Raw genomic sequence first — 6,160 nt, 5'->3', positions numbered from 1 at the left:
TGAGCCCATGCGGCGCACCCGAAGCATCCACTCATCCCGATTGCACTCCAACGCGGCTACAAAAAGATCTTGAACAGGTTCTTAGAACGCCCGGCATGCCGGGCGTTTTCGCGTGTGCCTGCCGTCAGCGAAACCGCTCCACCAGGAAGTCCACGAAGCTGCGCAGCCTGGCCGAGCGGTAGCGGTCCGGCAGGTAGACCACGTTCATCGGCCGGCTGGGCAGTTCATGGTCGGGGAACAGCTGGACCAGGCGCCCGGCTTGCACGTCCGCCTGCAGCAGGATGGCTGGCTGCAGCACGATGCCCAGGCCGTGCACGGCCGCCACCCGCAGCGCCTGGCCCTGGTTGACCTGCAGGCGCCCTGAAACCGGCACCCGGCTGCTGCTGCCCTCCCCGTCCGCCAGGCGCCAGTGCGCAAGGGCGGTGGGCGCGAAAGACAGGCACTCGTGCTGGCTCAGGTCCTGCGGCTGCCGCGGTGTACCGCGCCGTTCCAGATAGGCCGGGGAGGCGCAGACCATCAACCGGTACGGGGCCAGCGGCTGGGCGATCAGCGCCGAATCGGGCAGCTCGCCAACGCGGATCGCGGCCTCGAAGCCTTCCTCCACCAGGTCCACCACGCGGTCGGAGAGCGATACGTCGATGCTGACTTCGGGATAGCGATCCAGGTAGTCCGGCAGCGCCGGCATCAGGGCGTCGGTACCGAACGTGACCGGGGCCGTCACCCGCAACCTGCCCGCCGGGGCGAGCTGCTGGTTCTGTGCCTGGGCATCGGTCTCGGCCACGAGCCGCAGGATTTCCTTGCAGCGCACATAGTAGTCCTGGCCAAACGGCGTGAGGTGCTGGCGCCGGGTCGTGCGCTGCAGCAGCCGCATGCCCAGCCGCTTTTCCAGCGTGCGCAGGTGGTTGCCCGCCATTGTGGCCGAGATGCCGCAGGCCACCGCGGCAGCGCTGAGGCTGCCTTTCTCGACCGCCAGCACATAGACCTGCATGCTGTCGAACACGTCCATTGCGCACTCCTGATTTCAAATCAATCAATGAATTCGCAGTTTATCCGCTGCCAATTTGAAATCACACTGGCGGCCACTTCACCACCACCGCATCCCTGAAAGCAACCGCCATGAAAGCCATCGAACTGACCGCCCCCTCGCTCACCGCCTTGCGCGCCACCGACCTGCCGGACCCGGTGGCCGGGCCGGGCGAGGTGCTGGTGCGCCTGCGCGCCGCCGCACTGAACTACCTGGACGTGGCCGTCGCCACCGGCGGCTTTCCGGTGCCCGCCTTCCCGATGGTGCCGGTGGCCGACGGGGCCGGTGAGGTGGCCGCACTCGGCGACGGCGTCAGCGGCCTGGCCCTGGGCGACCGGGTGATTCCGCACTTCATGCCCCACTGGCAGGGGGGTGCCATCACGCCGCGCCATGTGGCCGCCATGCGCGGGCTGACGCTGCCCGGATCGCTCGCCGACTACGTGGCCGTGCCCGCCGCCAGCCTCGTGGCCCTGCCGGCGCACCTGGACTTCGCCCACGGCGCGACGCTGCCCATCGCTGCGACCACGGCCTGGAATGCCGTGCGCTCGGCAGGGGTGCGGCCAGGCTCGGTGGTTCTGCTGCTGGGGACGGGGGGCGTGAGCATCTTTGCGCTGCAGTTCGCCAAGGCCTCGGGCGCCACGGTGATCCTCGCCTCCTCGTCCGACGAGAAGCTCGAACGTGCACGCCGGCTCGGCGCAGACCACCTCATCAACTACCGCGCCACGCCCGCCTGGGACGAGGAGGTGCGCAAACTCACCGCGGGGCATGGGGCCGACCTGGTCGTGGAGACGGTGGGCGCGACCACCATCGCCCGCTCGCTGCAGGCCGCTGCCATGGGCGGCACGGTGTTCACGGTGGGTTTCGTGGGCGGAACCTCGGCCCCGGTGGATCTGCTGCCCGTGATCGTCAAGGCGCTGCGCGTGGTGGGCAACAACACCGGCTCGGTGGCCGATCTGGCCGAAGCCGCGCGGGCGATTGCGGCGCACCGCATCGTGCCGGTCATCGACCGCGTCTTCGGCATCGGCGACACGCGGGAGGCCTATGCCCACCTCGCAGCGGGCGGGCAGCATTTCGGCAAGCTGGTGATTTCGCACTGAGCCACGGGCCGCGCCAGCGCGCCCCTGGTGGCGTCAGCGGGTCAGCGGGCTACAAGCCCGTCAAAGCAGGTGCGCAGCACCAGGTCGACGATCTCGGCGTCGGAGTACTGGCCGCCTTCCTTGAGGAAGGTCACGACCGGGTCGCAGGCGCGGGCGTACAGGGTGTACAGCACCACCAGCGGCGGCAGCGTGGGGTTGATCACGCCCTGCGCCTGGGCTTCGGTGATCCACTCGCCGATCTGGTCGCTCACGATGACCAGGCCATCGAGGTAATCCTTGTCGGCCATGAGCACGGCGCGCAGCGACGAGTTGCGGCTGGGCAGCAGCGGCATCTCGTTGGTCAGCAGGCGCTCGAGCGACCAGCGCACCAGGGCACGCAGCTTCTCATGGGCCGGCAGCTCGGCCGGAAGCGCCGCCAGGTAGGTGCGCACCCTCGCGAGGATCTGCACCATGGCGGCACTGCACAGCTCTTCCTTGCTGCAGAAATGCTTGTACAGGCTGGCCTTGGCGATGCCCACCGCATTGGCGACATCGTCCATGGTCATGGCGTCGAAGGCTTTTTCACCCAGCAGGCGACAGGCCGACTGGAGGATCGCCCCCTCCCGCGCCTGGTGCATCTGCTCCTTGAAGGACACTTTGGGTTGTAGCGTGGTGGACATGGACCCCATCTTATACATTGCAGTAAAAAAATAAATGACTAAGTTGCTTTACAACTACGCCGTTCACGTTTTAGTCTGCAGGAATCGTGCCGCCCCACTGCGGGGAATGTTATTTCGTGCGGGTTACCCCCTGTTGACGGCTTTTGCCGCTTCCGGACCCCAATTCAGGGCTGGGTCAGCGTCTTTGCGGCCGTGGCGGTAAGGGCGGCGCTCAGGGCATCGAGCACCACCGACTCCAGGTTCCAGCAGTGCCAGTACAGCTGGATGGGCAGGGCATGGCCGGGCGCCAGGTCGACCATGCTGCCGTCGGCCACGGGCCCGCGCGCGAGCAGCTCGGGTACCACGCCCACGGCCCAGCCGGCGGCCACAGCGCGCATCTGGCCCTCGGTGCTGGGCACGAACAGGTGGTTGAGCGCCACGCGCTTGAGCCCGAAGGTGCGCGCCACGAACTCGGCCGCCATGTCGTCCTTGCGGTTGAACGAGAGGAAGGACACCTCGCGGAAATTGTGCGGCGTGAGCCCATGGGGCAGGTGCTTGGCGGCGAAGTCCCGGGACGCCACGGCCACGTAGCGCATGGCGCCCAACGGCACCATCTTGCAGCCGCGCAGCGCCTGCTTGAGCGTGGTGACGCAGCCCAGCACCTGGCCCGAGCGCAGCCACTCCTGCGTGAAGTCCTGGTCGTCGACGATGATTTCCAGCGGCAGGCGCTGGCCCACCAGCTCGTGCAGCGCGCCCATGGCCCAGGTGGCGATGCTGTCGGCATTGATGGCGATCGAGATGCGCTCGTCCTCGCGCGTGGCGCCGGGCGCGCTCGGGGCCAGCTCCTGCAGGTCGCGCTCCAGGTCGGCGCGCAACAGGCGCATCTGCTTGGTGTGCTTGAGCAGCAGTTGCCCCGCCGAAGTGGGCCGCAGCGGCCGGCTGCGCACGATGAGCACCGAGCCCACCTGCGCCTCCAGCGCGCGCAGGCGCTGCGAGACGGCCGACTGCGTGACGTTCAGGCGCTGGGCGGCGCGCTCGAAGCCGCCTTCTTCGACGATGGCGGCAAGGCATTCCAGGGCGGCGGGGTCGTAGGTGCTCATGGCTTCAAGGCTCGCAAAAAACTCGGGCGGCGGGCGCCTCGTGGGCGGCCGCTGCATTAGACAGACTGATGCGTTTGGATTGAGTTTAATTTTGCTTTTAGTAGAACGCAATGTGGATCACACTGCCATCCATGAAAACCATCATCCTGGGCGCCGGCATCATCGGCATCAGCACCGCGTGGCACCTTCTGGAGCGTGGCCACGAGGTCATCGTGGTCGACCGCCAGCCCGATGCGGCGCTGGAGACCAGTTTTGCCAACGCCGGCCAGATCTCGGTGAGCTACTGCGAGCCCTGGGCCAACCGTGAGGCCCCGCTCAAGGCGCTCAAATGGATGTTCGACAAGGAGGCGCCGCTGCTGTTCCGCCCGCAGCTGGACTGGGACCAGTGGCGCTGGGGCCTCAAGTTCCTGGCCCAGTGCAATGACACGGCCTTCGAGCGCAACGTGCAGCAGATCGTGGCCCTGGGCGCCTACAGCCACACGGCGCTCAAGGAGGTGGTGGCCAGCACGGGCATCGACTACCACCGGCTCGAACGCGGCATTGCCCATTTCTATACCGACCAGAAGTCCTTCGACGATGCCGGCCACGCCGTGGAACTAATGCGCACGCATGGCGTGCAGCGCCGCCTGGTGAGCCGCGAAGAACTGCTGCAGATCGAGCCGGCGTTCAAGGCCTACGGCGAGCACATCACGGGCGGCACCTACACCAGCACCGATGAGAGCGGCGACGCCCGCGTCTTCACCCAGGCCCTGGCGCGCCGCTGCGCCGAGCGCGGCGTGCAGTTCCTGTACGGCCACGACGTGCTGCGCCTGAACAAGATCGGCGACAGCATCGATTCGGTGGCCGTCATGGCCCGCGGTGGTGCGGGCGGCCTCAAGAAGGATTTCCTGCTCAAGGCCGATGCGGTCGTGGTGGCCTGCGGCTCCTACAGTGCGCCGCTGCTGCGCACGGTGGGCGTGGACCTGCCGATCTACCCCGGCAAGGGCTACAGCGCCAGCTTCCCGCTGCTGCGCCCCGAGGCAGCGCCTTCGGTCTCCACCATCGACGACGGCCGCAAGATCGCCATGAGCCGCCTGGGCAACGTGCTGCGCGTGGCCGGCACCATCGAACTCGGCGGCTACGACCTGTCGCTCGACTCTCCGGTGGCCAAGGCGCGCTGCCACATGCTGTCGCGCCGCATCGAGGAAATCCTGCCCGGCGTGTGCGACACGCGCACGCCCGAGCAGGGCGGCAACCCGCAGTACTGGACCGGCCTGCGCCCCGCCACCCCGACCAACATCCCCTTCATCGGCCGCACCCGCGTGGGCAAGCTGTGGGTCAACGCCGGCCACGGCACGCTGGGCTGGACGCATGGCGCGGGCTCGGGCAAGGCGCTGGCCGAGCTGATCAGCGGCGAGCAGCCGGCAATGCACTTCGGCTTCCTGGGCGAGCAGGCGGCACGGCCGCGCAGTGCCAGGCTGGCCACTTCCTGACCTCCCCAGGCGGCCGCTGTGTCAGGGCCTGGGCTCCGTGCCCGGGGCCTCGGGCCAGTGCTCGCCCATCCAGCGCAGCAGGTCGCGCCACATGGAGCGCACCTCGGCATCCGCAGGCATGTTCAGCGCATGCGGCAACTCGATGGTGACCACCGGCATGCCGCGGTGCACGCCGCCGTAGTTGCCCAGCGATCCGGGGAAAATGCCCACCTGGTCCAGCCACAGGCGGCCCAGCCGCTCGGGCGGCGACAGCGGGCCATCGAAATCGAGCACCCCATAGGGCGCATGGATGCTCACGATCAGGTGCGGCCGGAAGGCCGCCATCTGGGCGTGCAGGAACTGCGACTCGGGTTCGGACAGCGGCGCCTTGCCGGGAAAACGCCGCGGGTCGCGTTTGGTGCGCTTGTCCCAGTACAGCGGCGCATCCTTCTCCCAGCCGGGCGTGGGAAAGTTGCGGTTCAGGTCCACGCCGCGGCCGTTGGTGCGCGTGGCGGGCCTGGCCAGCAGGCCATCGGGGTTGAGCACGGGGATGAAGCGCCAGTGCACAGGCCGCCCGGCCTGCTCGGCCAGGGCGATCCAGCGCAGCGCCAGCGCAGCCGCCGTGAGCTCGTCGCCATGGATGGCGCCGGCAATCAGCACGCGCAAGGGTGCCTCGGCAGCGCCCGTGCCCACCGGAGCAGGCACATCGCGCCAGAACAGGGGCACGCCATGCGCCGACAGCGCGCCGCTGGGCGTGAGCTGTGCCTCCTCGCACTGCGCGCGCGAGACGGTGGGCAGGCGTGCCAGAAAGAGCGCACAGGCCTCGGGACCGGCCGGCGCAGCGGCGGCC

The 6,160-nt window shown here is 68.6% G+C and carries 6 protein-coding genes; 2 read left to right on the top strand and 4 right to left on the bottom strand.

Annotated features, from left to right (window positions below):
* Window positions 1-124: 124 nt before the first annotated feature.
* The gene (locus PMI14_RS33025) at window positions 125-1,006 is read right to left on the bottom strand and encodes a LysR family transcriptional regulator (protein ID WP_007862159.1); all 882 of its coding nucleotides are present in this window, start codon (window positions 1,004-1,006) and stop codon (window positions 125-127) included.
* 110 nt (window positions 1,007-1,116) lie between these two features.
* On the opposite strand from PMI14_RS33025, the gene PMI14_RS33020 reads away from it, so the two are divergent.
* Window positions 1,117-2,121: an NAD(P)-dependent alcohol dehydrogenase gene (locus tag PMI14_RS33020; RefSeq protein WP_007862157.1), complete on the top strand. Its 1,005-nt coding sequence runs from the start codon at window positions 1,117-1,119 to the stop codon at window positions 2,119-2,121.
* A gap of 41 nt (window positions 2,122-2,162) precedes the next feature.
* Here the strand turns inward: PMI14_RS33020 and PMI14_RS33015 are convergent, their stop codons facing one another.
* Complete coding sequence (locus PMI14_RS33015) at window positions 2,163-2,780, bottom strand: TetR/AcrR family transcriptional regulator (RefSeq protein ID WP_007862151.1); 618 nt, start codon at window positions 2,778-2,780, stop codon at window positions 2,163-2,165.
* Window positions 2,781-2,944: 164 nt separating this feature from the next.
* A complete protein-coding gene (locus tag PMI14_RS33010; RefSeq protein WP_007862149.1) occupies window positions 2,945-3,859 on the bottom strand; it encodes a LysR family transcriptional regulator ArgP in 915 nt (304 codons plus the stop codon).
* A gap of 131 nt (window positions 3,860-3,990) precedes the next feature.
* On the opposite strand from PMI14_RS33010, the gene PMI14_RS33005 reads away from it, so the two are divergent.
* Entirely contained in the window at window positions 3,991-5,331 is a 1,341-nt protein-coding gene (locus tag PMI14_RS33005; RefSeq protein ID WP_035206514.1) for a D-amino acid dehydrogenase, read from the top strand.
* 21 nt (window positions 5,332-5,352) lie between these two features.
* Here the strand turns inward: PMI14_RS33005 and PMI14_RS33000 are convergent.
* Window positions 5,353-6,160, bottom strand: an 808-nt coding sequence (locus tag PMI14_RS33000) for a M14 family zinc carboxypeptidase (RefSeq protein WP_007862145.1), incomplete at its 5' end; no start/stop codon positions are given.

Origin of the sequence: Acidovorax sp. CF316 (genome assembly GCF_000276605.1) — a bacterium.
Classification (GTDB): Bacteria; Pseudomonadota; Gammaproteobacteria; order Burkholderiales; family Burkholderiaceae_C; genus Acidovorax.
This window is presented reverse-complemented; position numbering and strand designations above follow the sequence as displayed.

Bases quoted from the DNA above. Each gene is read 5' to 3' on its own strand.
- PMI14_RS33025 (WP_007862159.1), bottom strand. From the start codon at position 1,006: ATGGACGTGTTCGACAGCATGCAGGTCTATGTGCTGGCGGTCGAGAAA.
- PMI14_RS33020 (WP_007862157.1), top strand. From the start codon at position 1,117: ATGAAAGCCATCGAACTGACCGCCCCCTCGCTCACCGCCTTGCGCGCC.
- PMI14_RS33015 (WP_007862151.1), bottom strand. From the start codon at position 2,780: ATGTCCACCACGCTACAACCCAAAGTGTCCTTCAAGGAGCAGATGCAC.
- PMI14_RS33010 (WP_007862149.1), bottom strand. From the start codon at position 3,859: ATGAGCACCTACGACCCCGCCGCCCTGGAATGCCTTGCCGCCATCGTC.
- PMI14_RS33005 (WP_035206514.1), top strand. From the start codon at position 3,991: ATGAAAACCATCATCCTGGGCGCCGGCATCATCGGCATCAGCACCGCG.